Genomic DNA, 16154 nt, shown 5'->3' on the forward strand with positions numbered 1-16154 from the left:
CCGATGACGGTCAACGCCTTCGAACTCACCGATATCGTCGTGCGGTACGGCGCCACGCCGGCCGTCGACTCGGTGTCGCTGAGCTCGGCCCCCGGCCGCCTGACCGCACTGCTCGGGCCGAATGGCGCGGGCAAATCCAGCCTGCTCAATGTGCTGTCGACCGCGTCCGAACCCGAATCCGGGACCGTGCGTGTCTTCGGCGACGACGCGCACACCGCTCCAATGCGTGCCCGCGCCCAGCTCGGGCTGGTGTTCCAGGAACGGACGCTGGACAAAGAACTCACCGTCGAGCAGAACCTGTGGTTTCACGCCCGCCTCTTCGGTATGCGCCGCGCCGACGCCGCCGCGCAGATCGATCGGCTGCTGGCCATGTTGGAGCTGACCGAGCAACGGCGCATCGCGGTCGAACGCCTGTCCGGCGGAACCGCCCGGCGGGTCGAACTGGTGCGTGCCCTGTTGCATCGTCCCGGACTGCTCATCCTGGACGAGCCGACCACGGGACTCGATCCGCGGTCTCGCCGGGTCTTCTGGCGCGATCTGCTTCGCATGCGCGACGAATTCGGCGTCACCACGATCTATTCGACCCATTACTTGGACGAAGCCGAGTACGCGGACGAGATCGTGATCATGGCCGGGGGCAGAATCGGCCGATCGGGATCGCCGGTGGACCTCAAAGACGACCTGCGCGCCTCCTGTGTGCGGCTGCGGACCCACGACGACGCCGCGGCGTGCGAGCAATTGCGCGCGGCCGGATTCGAGGTGGTCACCGGGCTGACGGAGCTGGAGATCCGGTGTGCCGAGCCGGATCGGCGGGTGGCCGACATCGTGCGCGTGCTCCATCTGCCGATTCTCAGTGTGACGGTGCACAACCCGTCGATGGACGATGTCTACGTCGCCGCGACGACACATCCCGGGAAGGACATGCCGTGACCGCATCGCAGGCGCTGAGCGCCCATCCTCCGGAACGCGTCATGGTCGGCAGCATCCGGGCCGTCGCGGTGATCGCGCACCGGGACCTGCATCGCCAGATCCGTCGCCCGGGACTGCTGATCAGCAACGCCGCCCAGTTGCTGTTCTTCATCGTCATCTATGCCGTCGGTTTCGACGCCATGGTCGGCAGCGTGGGCTCGGTCTCCTTCAGCGCCTATATCCTGCCCGGCATCATCGCCATTCAAGTGGCGACGATCGGCATCGCCACCGGATTGTCGTACGCGTGGGATCGAGAGTTCGGTGTGCTGCGCGAGATGACCGTCGCGCCGGTACCCCGGATGTGTCTGCCGCTGGGCAAGGTCGTCAGTACGGGTGTCGTCGTCGGGACGCAGAGCTTGCTGTTGTTGTTGTGCGCACCGGCATTCGGATTGGCGCCGACATCGGCGCAGATCGCCGCGGCCGCGGCGATCTACCTGGTCGGGTCGGCGGTCTTCAGCCTGCTGGGACTGTTCCTGGCCACCGCGTTGCGACAGATCCAGACATTGCAGGCCGGCGTCCAGGTCACGATGCTGCCGATGCTGTTTCTCTCGGGCTCGGTGTTCCAGCCCGAGGGGGTTCCGTCCTGGCTCTCCGTGCTGATTCGCCTCAATCCGCTCACCTATCTGGTCGATCTGAGCAGACAGATTTTGGTCGGCCGGCCAGGCCTGGCGCCGATGGGCGTGGACGTGCTGGTCCTCGTGTGCCTGGCGTTGTTCTTCACCGCGGGGATCCGCCTCAGGATCGGACGATGACGCCGGCGACCGGCCTTCATCCCAGCGAGGACCAGCGCGGCCGGGTACACGGCTTTCCGATATGGCCCGCGGTGGCGGTAGTCGATCACGAAACGAGCGCCCCGATGCTGGAAGCGGTGCTGGACTGGCTCGCCGCGAACCTACGCTGGTTCGATCCAGCACACTGGGATCGGTTCCTGCCGGCGCGGCAGTTCCCGGAGGGCGCCGCGCTCGAACTGCTGGTGCTGTGCCGTGTGCTGCGCCGTGGGCGATGGCGCGATCATCCGCTCGTCGACGGCGCGACCGAACTCGCGCGCACGCTGGCGGCAGCCGCCGCCTTCCACGACGCACTGGGGCGCGCCGACGAGAAGTTCCCGTATCGCGCCTACTTGGTGGCGTTGCTCGCCGATCTCGGCTGTCCCGTACCGAATGCCGACGAGCGGGTGCGCACGGTGCTCGCGACAGGTAGCGGCGGATGGAACGGCGCCTGGCGCCCCCCGCTCACCCGGCTGGAGCTGCGGTACGCACTCGAGCTCGGCCGGTTCCCGCATACCCTGCCGCCAGTGGCCGAGTTGGTCGAGGCGACCATCACCGCTGCGGAGCCCGACCCGATCTACCTACGCGACGACGAGGTCTACGCGCTCACCCACGTCGTCTTCTATGCCACGGATTTCGCCGCCCGGCCGATGCGTAGCGCACCGGCGCTCGTAGCGACGATGCGGATCCTGCTCGGAACCTACCTCGCGGCCGGGGACATGGACTTGGCGGGCGAACTGCTGCTGTGCCTGCTGGCGGTGGCGCCGGACGACTGCGCGATCACCGCGCACGGATGGCGAACGCTGACTCGCCGCAGACTGGCCTGCGGCGCGGTGCCGGGCCCCCTGTTCGACCCGATCCGGCTGTCGGGACTGAGCGGCCCGGTGGCCGAGGCATACACGTTCGGAACATGCCACCACACGACAATGGTTGCGGCGATGGCGGCGGCGGAGCGAGAACGGCATCCTGCTCGATGAGATCCCCTGATTCCCTTCCGGTGCTCTCCGACCGGTCCTTGGCGGCCGCGAGGAAGTGGTTGGCGACCGAAACGTCAGCGGTGCGGCAGTCCACTCGGACGCCGGAGCACGACGCACAGCGCGCTGGATCGCCACCTCGCGAACCACTGACCATGTTGTGCGCCGATCCGGCGCGCTGGCGCGCTCTGGCGACAATCGACGCCGCAGACGCCTCGATGGCATCCTCGGCGGAGTGGGCCGTCGTCCTGGACTCCCTTCTGGTGCTCGCGATTCGGCGCTACGACCTGGATGCCCTGGCCACCCTGCTCCTGGGCTGCGCCCAGCTGGGACTGGCTCAGCGGCCGATTCCCACGCGGGCGACCGGATTCCTGCTCGCGCAGCAACAGGTCGACGGCGGATTCGGATCCGTGCCGGGAAGCGAGGAACCTTCCGACACGGCGACCCGAATCGCGCTCACCCGGCATTGCGTATCGGCGCTTCAGCGGATCTTCGAGCCGCAGGATTCCAGGATGCGGAAGAACCCCTCCTCGAGATCGCCGTCGCCCGCGATGCCCTGAACGGTGCCCTCGTATCGCGTCTTCCCGGCGACCAGAACCGCGACCCGGTCACACACGTGAGCGATCTCCGACAGCTGGTGACTGGAGAGGAAAACCGTCGTTCCCCCCGCGGCCAGTGCGCGAATGAGTTCTCGCATCTCCCGGATGCCCACCGGATCGAGGCCGTTGGTCGGCTCGTCCAGCAGCAGGAGTTTCGGTCGCGCCAGCAACGCGATCGCGATACCGAGACGCCAGCGCATGCCGAGGGAGTATGCCTGCACCTTGCGCGTGCGCACCTCACTCAACTGCACGACGGCCAAGGTCTCATCGATCCACTCCTCGGGCACCCCGCGCAGTCGGGCGTGAATGCGCAGGTGCGTCACCGCGTCCAATTTCGGCCACAATCCCGGTGTCTCGATCAACGCGCCGACATCGACCAACCGCGCCCGATCATACGGCTGACCGAACAACCGGATGACACCGCTGGTCGGCCGTTGCAGGCCCAGCACGGTTTTCATCACCGTGGACTTGCCCGCGCCGTTCGGGCCGAGCAGCCCGTAGACCTCTCCCGCGCGGACCGACAGATCGACCCCGTCCAGCGCGTGGTGTTTCCCGTAATGCTTGTGCAGCTGCGCCACTTCCAAAGCGAACACGGTCAGATCTCCTTGCGCGTCATATGGAGCGAACCCAGAGCCAGGACCACCGCCGCGAGCCCGATCGAAAGCGCGATGGCAGGCAGGATGACACCGTGATCCCGGACCGGGCTGTCGGCCGGTAGTGGAACGCCATTGGGACCGATACCTGCCAACGGCAGGATCACGCGCATGGGCCAGGCGAACGGCACCGCCATCCACCAGCTCTTATCCGCGATGAGCATGCCGCACATCATGCCGACGACACCGGTCGCGATGGTGGGGCCCAGGCCCCACACCACCGAGACGACCAGCGCCACCGCCGCGGTACCCAACCCGGCCAGCCACGGCAGGTAGGACGCGGCGACGATCGTCGCGAAGCTGGTCGCGAACCGGCCGCTCAACGCTGCCCCGATGCTGAGCAGCAGCGCGAGCAGGGTGGTGGACACCGCGGTCAGCGCGGCCAGTCCGAGATACTTGCCGAGCAGATATTTGTTGCGGGGCACGGCATAGGAGAAGAGCAACCGCCAGGCGTCCTGATCGGCCCGCACCGAGAGGGCGGCCAGCAACGCGGCCGTCATCGGGATCAGGGCTCCCCAGCCCTCCAGCACCACGTCGCGGAACACCGTCCAGGTATGTCCCGATCGGCCTTCGGGCGAGGCCAGCGACATCGGGTAGAGCGGAACCGTGATGACGACGGGTACCAGAACGGCGAACCAGCCGATGAAGCCGCGACGCATCCTCGACAGCTCTGTCGCCGTGACGTCCCACAAACTCGGCTGGTCGCGCCGTGGGCGAAGCTCAGGCCCATAGCGTGCTGCGGTGGCGGCCATATCTCTCCTCGAGTCGTTCGGTTCCATCGAGGACGTAGCCGTCGACCGCGATCCGGTTCACGGCAGGCAGCGGTCCGGTCAGTCACCGTCCCCGGCGCGGGCCTTCCGCTTCAGCGCCGCGCTGAGCTGGACGTTCGCGTTCAGCAACTCGATGCCGATGAGTTCGCCGTCGTCGCCGAAGTCGAGGGCGGCGACGATCTCGCCGCTGTCCTGGTCGTGCACTCGCAGGGTGCGAGCGGCGTGGCGGGCTTCCGGGCTGTTCTGCCGGAACGCCAGATAGGCGATGTTGTGCTGTTCGTCCCAGGTCAGGTAGTCGAGATAGTCGAGTTTCATAGCGAATTCCTTGTCGTAGCAGGTTCGGGAAATGGCGAATACAGGTGGCGCTTCGTCACAGAACGACCCGCTGTTCTGGTGCGAGGAACATTCGATCTCGCTCTGTGACGTCGAAGGCCGAGTAGAACTCCGATATGTTGCGGACAACCTGGTTGGCTCGGAACTCACTCGGCGCGTGGCTGTTCGCGGCCAGCGCCGCGGCGGCGAACTGCTGTGTCTGTTTTACCCGCCAGCACCGCGCCCAGGACAGGAACAGGGTGCGGAAGTCCGGCTCGGTGCCGCGGCGCAGCGCGGCTCGCCGGTAGGCGGCGACCGCCACCTGGAGACCGCGGAGATCGGCCAGGTTCTCGCTGACGGTCAACTGCCCGTTCACCCGGTGTGTGGCGTCGAAGCCCTCGGGAACGAGGCTGTCGTACTGGTGGACCAATTGCTCGGTCTTCGCGTCGAACGCGGCGCGGTCCTCGGGAGTCCACCAGTCGCGCAGCCGCCCGTCGCCGTCGTATCGGGCGCCTTGATCGTCGAACGCATGGCCGATCTCGTGCCCGATGATCGCGCCGATCGCACCGTAGTTGACCGCCGGATCCGCATCCTTGTCGAAGTATGGCGGCTGCAGGAAGGCGGCGGGAAACACGACTTGGTTCGACGATCGGTTGTAGAAGGCGTTGACGGTTTGCGCGGTGGTCGTCCATTCGGTTCTGTCGACCGCCGCGGCGAGCCGGTCGAACTCCCGACGCCTGGCGAGAGCGCGGATACTTCGGAGGGAATCGATCAATTTGTCAGGATCGATCGACACGCCCGAACAGTCCGGCCGATGCCGCGGGGCGCCGATCAGCATCGTGATCCTGTCGAGCTTGGCGACGGCGGCCGCGCGCGTGGACTGTGAGAGCCAGGACGAGCCGAGTAACGCCGCACGGTAGGCCGCGAGCAGGTCGTCGACCAGCTCGCGCAGCTGGCCCTCGGCCGCGGCCGGAAAGTGCTTCGCCACATAGAGCCTTTCCAGTGGACCGCCCAGCTCGGCATTCACCGTGGCGACCGCTCGTTGCCAGGGCTCGGCCGGCCGGATCGCCCCGCCGAGGAACTTGCGGCGGAACTCGAAATTGGCCTCGGAGATGCCGAAGGGCAGGAAGCGGGAGAACTCCAGTAGCAGACTCGATCGCAAATAGTCTCGCCAGTGCGCGATATCCACCTCCGCCCACAGCCGGCCGACCGCGGTGACGAAGTCGGGCTGACGCACCACGACGTGGGCGAACAGTTCCGGTGGCTGCGAAGTTCGCCCCGCGCGCCAGGCGTCGAAGTCGAACTCCGGTGCGAGTCCGCGCAACTCGCTCCAGGTCATCAGGTTGTTGGTAGCCGTGGCGTCCTGATCTCGCACGGCGTCCCAGTGCACGGCGGCGAGCTGTCGCTCGAGTTCGAACACTCGGCCGGACATACCGGCCGGATCCGCGAAGTGCGCGACGGCCGTGATGCGCTCCAGGAATGCCCGATATGCGTCACGGTGGGCGGCGAATTCGGGGTTCCGGTAGTACTGACTGTCCATTCCGAGACCGGATTGCGCGAGAGTGGCGACGTACCGGTGCGCATCCCTGGAGTCGACGTCGACATACAGTGAGATGACCCCGGGAATCGGCAGCATGCCCATGACGCTCGCCAATTCGGATTCGGCCGCGGCCGCGTCGATCGCCGCGAAGAGGTCGGCCAGCGGAGTCGTGCCCAGCCGTTCGACGGCCGCGGTGTTCAAGCAGGCCGCATACAGGTCGTGCACCTGCTGTTCGGGCGTGCCGGGCCTGGGTTCGCGGATTGTCTGGATGATGGCCGAGAGCTGCTGTTCGACGCGTCGCATCGCCTCGGTCATGGGGCTACACACCAGTTGGTCGGGAGGCAGCCGAAAGTCGCGCAGCCATTTCCCGTTGACATGCCGGTACAGATCGTCCTGGGGGCGGACGGCCTCGTCGAGGCCGACCGGATCCAGGGCGCCGGGTGGGGTGGCCGCACGACACGCGGACGAAAGACCCCCGGCGGCAAGTGCTCCGAGCGTGCGGAGCGCGGTACGCCGGCTCACGTTTCGGGTCGGATTCGACAGCACCATGGAGCTACCGATCAGCCGCGCAGCACGGTGAGCGGAAATGACACGTCGCCGCGAGGTTGCGCACGGACCAGTTCGGCCCGGCTGTCCACACCCAAGGTGTCGTACAGGCTGCGGATGCGCCGGTACATCGATCGCTCCGACAGATAATGCAGGCGCGCGATCTCGGCCACCGTCATCGACGTGCGCAACATGCGCAGCAGCCGAGTGTCGAACTCGTCCAAACAGTCCCGGCCGGACGGCTCGGCACCGGTAGCCGGTGTACCGGCACGCTCGCGCAGGGGCTGCCGCTTCGGTTCGTTCGATGCACGGCTGGTCACCGCACCGAGCACCGCCGGAAGCGGCTTCGCCGGAGCGGAGCGGGTGTGGTCGAGGAGTTGAGCGCGAACGAGACCGGCCTGACGCTCGACGGATATCGCGACGTTGATCACGAAGCTGGCGCCGGAGCGTATCGCGGCGTAGGTCGAGTAACCACCGACGTCATCGGTGACCGCGACGATCAACCCCATGGCGTGCCGGGCGCGGACCGAACGTAGGCTTTCGGCCTGGGTTTCACTGTTGACGGGTAGCACGATCGGAGCGCCGTCGGCGTCCCCGCGCATGGCCACTTCGTCGTAATCGGCGAACTCCACCTCGAAATACGGCTCGAACAAACTCCCCCACACTCCATCCGCCGGATCCAGATAGCCGCGCAAACCGGGGTGCACGAATGCGACACGCCCGGTTGCTTGTTCGAGATCCCGACTGGTTCGAACGGCGTTCAAGGAAGCCCCCTTCACTTCGATCGGCGCGCTGTCGCGCACCTCTTACCTACACGCCCGCCCCTGTACGCGGGGCTGGTGACACTCGAGCTCCGACCGAGAGGCGAAGCCCCCGGTCCCCTCCTCGAGTACCGCCACAATAGGCGCGACGGTGATTCGGCGCGGCCACACCGATCGCCCGGCCCATCGCCACACCGCGGCACAGCGGCCTGATTTTCTTGTCACATGATTGGACGCGGTGGTGGCGCGTTCGGTTCCAACTTGCGCGCAAGAGATTGCCGCGCTCGGGGAATCCACCCGCCACACGCCCTCTCACCTGCACGATTCGGTACTTCGCGGCCACCTGTGTAGTGTTGTGCATACCGACGCGGGGTGGAGCAGCTCGGTAGCTCGCTGGGCTCATAACCCAGAGGTCGCAGGTTCAAATCCTGTCCCCGCTACTACGAACGGCCCGGAGCGCAACGCTCCGGGCCGTTCTCTTTCACCGAGTCGTATCCAGCAGGCACAGCATGTCGCCCGTAGACGTGGTTCCGGTCGATCAGCACGAAGAACGCTCGGGTCGCCGGATCGCGCCGAGGTGGAGCGTTCGGAGAGAACTCGCCGAAGCGTCAGCTTCGGCGCAGCGGCGGGCAGACTCGCCGCGTACTCTCGGCGACCACGCCCCCGAACCGAGGTATGTCGCTTGTCGCGACGGCCCAAGCTTTTTCATGCAATTCGCCGCACGGGTGTCCCGTAGCTCACAGTAGAATCTTCCCCAGAATAATCCACCCCAACTCCACCACCGCCGACTTCTGCAAATCGAGGGTTAAAAGACGGTTACGTCGCCGCCGTGGATTGGTGACGCCGAAGTTGTCGTGTCACGATACTTCCGAGTCACCCGGACTATTCATCCCGAAGTGTTTTCCCGCAGGCAACTTCCGGTTTCGTCACCGCACCCGGCTTGTCCCCTTCGGCGTGTTCGTAATGATTCGATCGCCAACGTCGGCCATCTCTGCGTGCAACGACAACAATCTGTGAGGAATGTTCCGCGTGAGTGATTTCTGGAATGTGAGCTCGTCTCTGGCGTGTCTCAGCATCGGCATTTCCCTGTTCGGCGTCATCGCGTATCTGGCGGGGATACTGGAAGGGGAGACCCGGCCGCGCGTCGCGTCGTGGGCGGCTTGGTGCACCGCGAACACGGTGTTCGCGATCGTGGCTTACCTCGAGGGCGGCTATCTCGCCGCGAGCATCAACGCCGCGGCGGCGGCCATGAACGCGGCGGTCATCGCCGTCGGCATGACTCGCGGGAGCAGCCTGCGACCGGATGACAATATCGATTGGGCCTGTCTGCTCTCGTCGATCGCCTGTGTGCTGGTGACGGTCGGCGTGCAGGAAAAGGCGTTCGGCGCGCTGTTCGCCATCTGCGCCAATCTCATCGCCACCATCCCCACGCTCCGGCATGTGTGGTCCAAACCCCGTGAGGAAACCTGGCAAACCTTCGCCGCGAATGCCTTCGCGAACGGCCTCGGCCTGCTCGGGGTGCTCATGGTGAGCGGGTTCGAATTCGTTTCGATCGCCGGTCCGCTGATTTCCACGGCAGGCAATGTCGCTTTGGTCACCCTGACCATCGGCCGTGCTCGATTCGCCGATGCCACGGTCGTCCCGGTGAAAGTCGGCTGATCGCTGTCTCTTCCTGCGGCGAGCCCAGCGAGCGCTCGGCCTGGGCGAGCCAGGTGGACCGCCGACCGATACACCTCCTGGCGGTCGGTGACCGATGCCGGCAGGCTGCGCCCGATGCCCCGCCCTTCCGGCGGACGCGTCGGGCGCGGCCGCGCAGGTGCGCGAGCACGCGGCCCGCTACCGCTATCCTTCGATCTCGGCGACCCGATGACCAGCTGATTCGTTTTCGCGCAATCGTTCTGCCGCGCCCGTTCCCCGCTGCGGCCGGACGGCTTGCCCCCGCACGCGAAGGAGAGAGCTGTGCAGCGCAGAGCGATGCTCAAGGGATGTGCGGCGGCGGTCGCCGTGCCGATGTTCACCGCAGGCTGCGATCTGCTGGACGGCAGCGCGCGGGCGGTGGACGAATTGGCCTTCGATCCCGGCGCGTTCACGACGAAGACGAAGACCGTCGCCACCTTCGAGCGCGACAGGAAGGTGACCTACCACTTCTACGAGAACGTCGTCTATGTGGCGAAGCCGGTGGACAAGGCATATCAGAGCCTGAACGTCAGCGTGCCCACCGAAATCGACGGAGCAGCCGTCGACGCGGGCAAGGCTCCCATTCTCTTCAGCAACTCCGTCGGGGGATATCTGTCGTCGTCGGTGACGAGCCGCCCACCGGACGACGGCGGGGATCGGATGAGGAACCGGGACCTCGCCCTGACGGCGGGCTATGTCGTCGTGGAACCCGGTGCGCGCGGTCGCGACCTGGTCGCGCCGGACGGCACGTATTTCGGCGTGGCGCCCGCGGCCATCGTGGATCTGAAAGCCGCGGTGCGGTATCTGCGGCACAACGCGGGCCGCGTGCCGGGAGACACCGACCGGATCGTGGCCACCGGTGTCAGCGCGGGCGGCGCGCTGTCCGCCTTGCTCGCGGTGTCCGGGGACAGCCGGATGTACGACCGGTATCTCGCCGAACTCGGCGCGGCGGACGCGAGCGATGCCGTCTTCGCCGCCGCTCCCTACTGCCCCGTCACCGATCTCGAACACGCGGACATGGCCTACGAGTGGAATTGGGGCGCCAACCCGCTGCGCTCCGGCGCACTCGACGCCGCCGCCTCGCGCGAGCTGAGCACGGCGTTCACGAACTATCAGGCGTCGCTGGCCCTGCAGGGGCGGAACGGATTCGGACCCCTCACGGCCCGCAATTACGGCGACTACCTGGCGCGGACCTACCTCGAACCGGCCGCGACCGCCTACTTGACCGCGCTGCCGAACGCCGACCGTTCCAGCTACCTGGCGGCCAACAGCTGGATCACGTGGGCGGGCGATCGCGCCGAATTCACCTGGCCGGACTACCTCTCGCACGTCGGCGTGCGGCAGAAGGGCGTGCCCGCGTTCGACGCCTTCGACCTGTCCTCGCCCGAGAACAACGAGTTCGGCGGGGGAACCGTCAAGGCCAGGCACTTCACCCTGTTCAGTCTGCGGCGAGCGACCGGCGACCCCGGCGCGCAGCTCGACAGCGACCTGCCCGAGAAGATCAGCATGATGAACCCGATGTTCTTTCTGCGACAGCGGAATGCCGCCCGCGCGAAGCACTGGTGGATCCGCGTGGGCACCAAGGACACCGATACGTCGCTGACGATCGTCGGCAATCTCGCCGCGAGCTTGGAGAATCTGGGCGACGAGGTCGACGCCGCGATGTACTGGGACGCCGGGCACGGCAGCAACGAAGACCCCGAGGATTTCATCGCGTGGATCGGCAAGGTGACCGGCTACGCGAAGTGAGACGGCACGCCGAGATCCGGCCGTTGGGCCGCGTCGAACTCCGCAGCGCCGGGCGACCGACCGGCACCAGTGGCCGCGGCAGCGAGGTCTTCGGCCGATGATCGGAGGACGTCCGTCGCCGCGTCTCGCGGACGGGCAGCCTCCTGCCTGGACTCCGGATGAGGCCGAGCTGGGCTGCCTGCCAGACGCACTTGCAGATCCGCCGGGATTCCCGGGAGGGAGACGGTGGTCGGTCGGGCAGTTCGCCGCAGGAGCCCCGCTAGCAGCGCGGCGGCTCGATCCCGAGCTCCCGCAGGCGTTCGCTGTAGAGCGCGACGTTGGCGAGCTTGATGTCCTCGTACCCGCGCACCACGTCGGCGAGCGCCGCGGCCCGCACCGCGCGGTCGTAGCCCGCCGGATCCAGCACCGACGCCAGATCCGCCACCATCGCGGTGTAGTGCGCCAGCAGCTCGCGTTCCACCCGCCGCACGTGGGCGTATCCGAAGGGGTCGAAGGCGGTGCCACGCAGACGCTTACCGCGCGCCAGCAAGCGGAGGGCGAAGTGGCTGCCCGGCCGCATCCCGATCTTCTTCTTCCGGCCCATCGCGCGCAGGACCGGCGGGTGCAGCCGATAGGTGAGGTTCGCCCCCTCCGGTACTTGCTCGGCGACCTCGGCCAGGAACACCGGATCGGTCAGCCTGCGCGCCACCTCGTATTCGTCTTTGTACGCCGTGAACTTGTACAGGCCGCGCGCCACCTGCTCACTGAACTCGGTCCGGTCGGTCACCCGGCGCTCGGCATCCCAGATGCGTTGTACCGCGGCGACGTAATCGCGGGCCACCGCCACGCTCTGGAAACCGATCAGTTCGATCGCACGCAGCTCGACCAGCCGCCGCACCTCTCCCGTGGCGGTGAACCCCTCGAACAGGTCCGCGGGCACCGTCACCGGCTCGCGTTCGGGTTTGCGGCGCGTGGTCGCGGCGGCGAACTCCTCCGGTCGCGCGATCGCGACTCGCCCCCAGCGGAAGGCCGCGAGATTCGCCTCCACCGCGACTCCGTTGATCCCGATGGCCTCTTCGATCGCGGCGCCAGGCAACCGCAGGCCGCCGGTCTGGTAGGCGGCTCCGACCAGCAGGAAGTTCGCGGCGGCGGTGTCGCCGAAAAGGACTTCCGCGGCGGCCAGCGCGTCGAAGGCCCGAACCGAGCGCGACGCCCGCCCCAGACGCTCCAGTAGCATCGCCTCGTCGGGATAGGCCACGGATTTGTCGTAGACCATGTCGCCGGTCGGCGTCTTGCTGGTGGAGGCGACCGACACGGTCGTCGTGGCGGAACCGTAGGCCAGGTTCTTGTTGTCGGTGGCGGTCAGCAGGTCGAAGGCCAGGAGGCAGTCGGCCGAGGCGGGGGCCAGGCGGTTGGCGGGCTCCAGCGCGCCCGCGGCGAAACGCAGGTGCGAGACCACGGGCCCGGCCTTCTGGCTCATGCCGATCTGATCCAGGCTCGCCACCTCGTATCCGGCGCGCAGCGCGGCGGTGGCCAGCACCTGGTTCACGGTGACGATGCCGGTGCCGCCGATCCCGGCGAGGAAGACGTTCTGCGTGGTCGTCGGCGGTTCATGCACGAGCTCCGGCAGCCGCGGCGGCTGCTGCGGCCTGTTCGTCCCGCGCCGTTTCCGCTTCGCCGGGTCCGGCAGCTCTACTGTGACGAACGAAGGGCAGTCCCCGTTCAGGCAGCTGTAGTCGGTGTTGCAGGAGGTCTGGTCGATGCGGGTCTTGCGACCGAACTCGGTGTCCACCGGCTGCACCGACAGGCAGTTGCTCCGCACGCCGCAATCACCGCAGCCTTCGCACACCGCCTCGTTGACGACCACCCGGGTGCGGCGCACCGGCAAGGCGCCCCGCTTGCGCTGCCGCCGCGCGTCGGCCGCGCAGTGCTGGTCGTAGATCAGCACCGTGACGCCGGGGATCTCACGCAACGCGCGCTGCGCTTCGTCGAGCCGGTCCCGGTGCCACAGCAGCGTGCCGGGAGCGAGATCGCGCTTGCGGTATCGCCCCGGCTCGTCGGCGCAGACGATGATCCGCCGTACGCCCTCGACGGCGAGTTTGTGGGTGAGCATCGGCACCGTGAGCGCGCCCTCGGCGTGCTGCGCGCCGGTCATCGCGACCACGTCGTTGTGCAGCAGCTTGAACGTGATGTTCACGCCCGCCGCGACGCACGCCTGCACGGCGAGCTGGCCGGAGTGGAAATACGTCCCGTCGCCGATGTTCTGGAACAGATGCGGCACGTCGGTGAACGGCGCTTGGCCGATCCACTGGGCGCCTTCGCCGCCCATCTGGGTCAGCCCGGTGACCTTGCTGTCGTTCCGGCCGGACATGGTCACCAGGGTGTGACAGCCGATACCGCCGCCCGCCAGCGATCCTTCCGGGACGGCGGTGGAGCGGTTGTGCGGGCAACCGCTGCAGAAGTAGGCCGCGCGCTTGGCGGGCAGCACGGACAGCGACAGCGGCTGCGGCAGTGGACGTCTCATCTCCAGATGGCCGTCGAGTACGCGGTGCAGCGGTGCGGCGATGCGCCCGGAAGTGAGTTCGCCATCGGCGCCGAACAGCGGGCGGCCCGCGTGGTCGCGCTTGCCGAGGACCTCGGGCGCACCCGGAACGCCGTACAGGATCTCGCGGACCTGGGTCTCGACGAATGCCGTCTTGTCCTCGACGACGATCAGCCGGGTGAGCCCGGCGGCGAACTCGCGGACCCGTTCGGGCGCGAGCGGATAGGGCATGCCGATCCGCAACAGCCGGATCCCCGCGGCGTGCAACGCCTCGTCGTCCGCGCCGAGGTCGAGCAGGGCTTGGCGGACCGCGTCGAAGGTGGTCCCGGTGGCGGCGATGCCGATCGTGGCGCGAGCCGGATGGACCTCGATCACGTCCAACTCGTTGCGTGTGCTGTAGGCGCGCACCAGCTCCCAGCGGGGACCGTAGAGATCGGCCTCGGCGAGCAGGCTGTCGGCCGGCGCGGCCATCGGACGCTGCCGGTAACGGAAGCGCGCTCCCGCCCAGTCGATTTCGGGCACGACGATATCGATGTCACCCACCGAACCCTCGACGGTCCAGGCGCCGTCGGCGACGTCGGCGACGATCTTCAGCGCCACGAGGCAGCCCGAGGCGCGCGACAGCGCGACCCCGTGCAGACCCATGGTGATGATCTCGCGTGCGTTGCGCGGGAACAGCACGGGAATGTTCATCGCCGCCAGCGAGCGCTCGCTCACCGCGGGCACGGTGGAGGACTTGGCCGCCGGGTCGTCGCCGACCAGCAACAGGACGCCGCCGCGGGGATTCGCGCCGTACATGTTGGCGTGCCGCAGCGCGTCGGTCGCGCGGTCCAGGCCGGGGCCCTTGCCGTACCAGACGCCGACCACGCCGTCGTGGGTCGCCGTGCCCGCGGGCAGGTCCGCCTGACTGCCCCACACGGAGGTCGCGGCCAGTTCCTCGTTCAACCCCGGGACGAACGAGATGTCGTGCTCGGCCAGGACCTCCGGCATGCCGGCCAGCATCTTGTCGACGCCGCCGAGCGGACTGCCCTGGTAACCGGAGACGAACGTGCCCACCCGCAGGCCCGCGCGCAGATCACGCACGTGCTGCTCGACCAGCTGGCGCGCGATGGCCTGGACGCCGGTGAGGACAACCGTCCCCGAGCCGACGCGGTAACGGTCGGCCAGGTCGTAGGGAGCTGCGATCAGATCGCGGTCGGCGAGCTCGGTCATCAGATCCACCCGTCCGCTCGGCGCCGGTTCGGCACCTCGCATCGTTGAGCACTTGTTGCCGATATGGTGTCTGTGAAGATCTGAACGCACAACCTTGACTCTTCATATTGAGCAATCTGCCCAACTGTTCGCAGCCGCAGTGGGCACAACCTAAGCACAGTGCGAGGTCGATGTGATGACGCGCACAGCACAGCGTCGCGGCGTCGGCGGGCCGAGCGGGTGCCACGCCGCGTTTCCTCCGCCGCACCCGCGCCCACCTGTGTGAAGGTGGAAAGGTGTCAATGCTCAGGAGGGGTGCGGCGCTCCTCGCCGCCATCGCGTTCGGGTCGCTGACCGCGTGCGGCCAGCAGGCGGACCCGGCTGCCCCCTCCACACCGGAGCGCACCGCGGAAGCCGCGGCCGGGACCCGAGCCGACCCCGGTCCGCGCACCTACGCGGGCGGAACGATGGTGGTCATCCCGCATGCCGCGGATCTGGAACCCAGTTCGGCCATGCCCTTCTCCGAGTACGACACCGAGGACGGGACGAACAAGCTCGCGATCCACATTCCCGGCCCGGTCGGCTGTCCGAGTATCGGATTCACCGCGCGCGTGGAAGAATCGGCCGATCTGGTGAGCGTGCGACTGATCCGTGGCCTGCATCGCGGTATGCCGCCGTGCCAGGGCGCGAATCCGGAGCAGAAACGCGAGTACGGCGTGGTCGTGGTCGACCTGCTTCGCCCCCTGGGCGCTCGTCCGGTGCTCAGCTTCGCATGAGCCACGCGACCTGCGGACGATTCGGTGCGCGACCGGGCAGGCCACCTCCCTTAGTGATCTTGTCGAATGGCGGGGCATGCGCTTTGTGACATGTCCGGTTCGCCTGTTCCGGTGCGACGCTCCGATCGGCGGAGCGTTATCTTCGCAGCGGATGGTGCCGCCTTCGCGGCTACCGGCGGTCCCGGAGTCGAAGGAGGTGCGGCAGTCCGCCATGATCGACTCAGTATCTTTCCGGCGGCGGTTCCTTCTGCTCCGTCCCGCAGCGAGCGTTCGCTGCGGTTTTCCGTGTAGTGCCGGTCCGTCCGGAACACCGACACCGCGGCGTGCCCGCGGGGCGGTGGGTCGGTGA

The 16154-nt window shown here is 67.7% G+C and carries 12 protein-coding genes and 1 tRNA gene; 7 read left to right on the plus strand and 6 right to left on the minus strand.

The window, feature by feature from the left end; genetic code table 11:
- Positions 1 to 3: 3 nt before the first annotated feature.
- From QMG86_RS26275 to QMG86_RS26285, 3 genes are read left to right on the plus strand one after another with little or no spacing between them, the layout of a single operon-like run.
- Positions 4 to 930 carry an ABC transporter ATP-binding protein gene (locus QMG86_RS26275; protein ID WP_281875331.1) on the plus strand — a complete coding sequence of 309 codons (927 nt, stop codon included), beginning with the start codon at positions 4 to 6 and terminating at the stop codon, positions 928 to 930.
- Positions 927 to 1721: an ABC transporter permease gene (locus tag QMG86_RS26280; protein ID WP_281875332.1), complete on the plus strand. Its 795-nt coding sequence runs from the start codon at positions 927 to 929 to the stop codon at positions 1719 to 1721. Before QMG86_RS26275 ends, QMG86_RS26280 begins: the two co-directional genes overlap by 4 nt.
- Positions 1718 to 2713 (plus strand): DUF6895 family protein, encoded by a 996-nt coding sequence (locus QMG86_RS26285; RefSeq protein WP_281875333.1) that lies wholly within the window; start codon positions 1718 to 1720, stop codon positions 2711 to 2713. The genes QMG86_RS26280 and QMG86_RS26285 overlap by 4 nt, the downstream gene beginning before the upstream one ends.
- A 478-nt stretch (positions 2714 to 3191) precedes the next feature.
- Here the strand turns inward: QMG86_RS26285 and QMG86_RS26290 are convergent, their stop codons facing one another.
- From QMG86_RS26290 to QMG86_RS26310, 5 genes are all read right to left on the minus strand, one after another.
- Complete coding sequence (locus QMG86_RS26290; protein WP_281875334.1) at positions 3192 to 3902, minus strand: ABC transporter ATP-binding protein; 711 nt, start codon at positions 3900 to 3902, stop codon at positions 3192 to 3194.
- 2 nt (positions 3903 to 3904) lie between these two features.
- Positions 3905 to 4714, minus strand: coding sequence for a lantibiotic immunity ABC transporter MutE/EpiE family permease subunit (locus QMG86_RS26295; protein ID WP_281875335.1), 810 nt, complete (start codon positions 4712 to 4714; stop codon positions 3905 to 3907).
- A gap of 78 nt (positions 4715 to 4792) precedes the next feature.
- Entirely contained in the window at positions 4793 to 5047 is a 255-nt protein-coding gene (locus QMG86_RS26300; RefSeq protein ID WP_281875336.1) for a DUF2283 domain-containing protein, read from the minus strand.
- Between the two features lie 55 nt (positions 5048 to 5102).
- Positions 5103 to 7133 (minus strand): M13 family metallopeptidase, encoded by a 2031-nt coding sequence (locus QMG86_RS26305; RefSeq protein WP_281875337.1) that lies wholly within the window; start codon positions 7131 to 7133, stop codon positions 5103 to 5105.
- Between the two features lie 11 nt (positions 7134 to 7144).
- Positions 7145 to 7894: a hypothetical protein gene (locus tag QMG86_RS26310; protein WP_281875338.1), complete on the minus strand. Its 750-nt coding sequence runs from the start codon at positions 7892 to 7894 to the stop codon at positions 7145 to 7147.
- A gap of 363 nt (positions 7895 to 8257) precedes the next feature.
- Between QMG86_RS26310 and QMG86_RS26315 the strand changes: the two genes are divergently transcribed.
- The 3 genes from QMG86_RS26315 to QMG86_RS26325 all read left to right on the plus strand — a co-directional run bounded on the left by QMG86_RS26315 (position 8258) and on the right by QMG86_RS26325 (position 11317).
- Positions 8258 to 8331, plus strand: a tRNA-Met gene (locus QMG86_RS26315).
- A gap of 589 nt (positions 8332 to 8920) precedes the next feature.
- Complete coding sequence (locus QMG86_RS26320) at positions 8921 to 9550, plus strand: hypothetical protein (protein WP_281875339.1); 630 nt, start codon at positions 8921 to 8923, stop codon at positions 9548 to 9550.
- Between the two features lie 300 nt (positions 9551 to 9850).
- Positions 9851 to 11317, plus strand: coding sequence for a subtype B tannase (locus QMG86_RS26325; protein WP_281875340.1), 1467 nt, complete (start codon positions 9851 to 9853; stop codon positions 11315 to 11317).
- Between the two features lie 259 nt (positions 11318 to 11576).
- On the opposite strand, the gene QMG86_RS26330 is transcribed toward QMG86_RS26325, so the two are convergent.
- A complete protein-coding gene (locus QMG86_RS26330) occupies positions 11577 to 15050 on the minus strand; it encodes an indolepyruvate ferredoxin oxidoreductase family protein (RefSeq protein ID WP_281875341.1) in 3474 nt (1157 codons plus the stop codon).
- A gap of 275 nt (positions 15051 to 15325) precedes the next feature.
- On the opposite strand from QMG86_RS26330, the gene QMG86_RS26335 reads away from it, so the two are divergent.
- The gene (locus QMG86_RS26335; protein WP_281875342.1) at positions 15326 to 15805 is read left to right on the plus strand and encodes a hypothetical protein; all 480 of its coding nucleotides are present in this window, start codon (positions 15326 to 15328) and stop codon (positions 15803 to 15805) included.
- The last annotated feature ends 349 nt before the right edge of the window (positions 15806 to 16154 follow it).

This window comes from Nocardia sputorum (assembly GCF_027924405.1).
Classification (GTDB): Bacteria; Actinomycetota; Actinomycetes; order Mycobacteriales; family Mycobacteriaceae; genus Nocardia; species Nocardia sputorum.